Here is a 604-nt window from a genome sequence, read left to right as displayed (position 1 = left end):
GATTTCTTGTGAATTAAGTCGCTTGGATGCAACAAAATTATAATGGCAATCAAGACATTTATAGCGTTGAACACCATTAATTTTGCCATATTTTTTGAGGTTAAAAGATGAGCAAGAAATGCAATTTTTTAGTCATTTTTATAAAGCCTTATAGTACAAGGTTTTAACCCACTTTGTAGACTCAATTTTGTCCACTATCCCCAAAATTGTGATTGAATCCACCGTGAGATTTTGTAGGCTATGCTTCAAAAAAAGGAGCTGATATGTGGAATCTATTTCAACAACCGGTCGAAAAAGAGTCGTTTGAATCTTGGGGTAAAATGTGTGATGATATTGCGAAAGTCACATTATTGGCGTTGCCGGTAATCTTATATAGCAAAGAAGGGTTAGACTTTCGTTTAATCAATATTGTATTGCTACTATGTGCTACCTATCTATTTTTACTAGGCAGCAGAATTTGTCGTAAGAAATCATTTAAGGGGAAAAAAATATGAGTTTAACTATCGCCTTAGCCGTATTTACATTAGTTGCCTTAGCATTTGTGTTTTGGCTAAATTATGCAGCAAAACACTCATAAGAATATAAAAAGCCGTAACCTATGATT

At 33.6% G+C, this 604-nt stretch carries 2 protein-coding genes; one reads left to right on the top strand and one right to left on the bottom strand.

Annotated elements, in window-relative coordinates; translation table 11 throughout:
• Positions 1–120 (bottom strand): IS1/IS1595 family N-terminal zinc-binding domain-containing protein (locus HMPREF0027_RS12865; RefSeq protein WP_420834425.1); only part of this gene is annotated, 120 nt, incomplete at its 3' end.
• A gap of 143 nt (positions 121–263) precedes the next feature.
• Here HMPREF0027_RS12865 and HMPREF0027_RS11250 point away from each other — a divergent pair.
• Positions 264–494 carry a hypothetical protein gene (locus tag HMPREF0027_RS11250; RefSeq protein ID WP_005625498.1) on the top strand — a complete coding sequence of 77 codons (231 nt, stop codon included), beginning with the start codon at positions 264–266 and terminating at the stop codon, positions 492–494.
• Positions 495–604: the final 110 nt, after the last annotated feature.

Source organism: Actinobacillus ureae ATCC 25976 (genome assembly GCF_000188255.1).
Classification (GTDB): domain Bacteria; phylum Pseudomonadota; class Gammaproteobacteria; order Enterobacterales; family Pasteurellaceae; genus Actinobacillus; species Actinobacillus ureae.
Note: the sequence above shows the minus strand (reverse complement) of the source record. Positions and strands in the feature narration are given on the sequence as shown.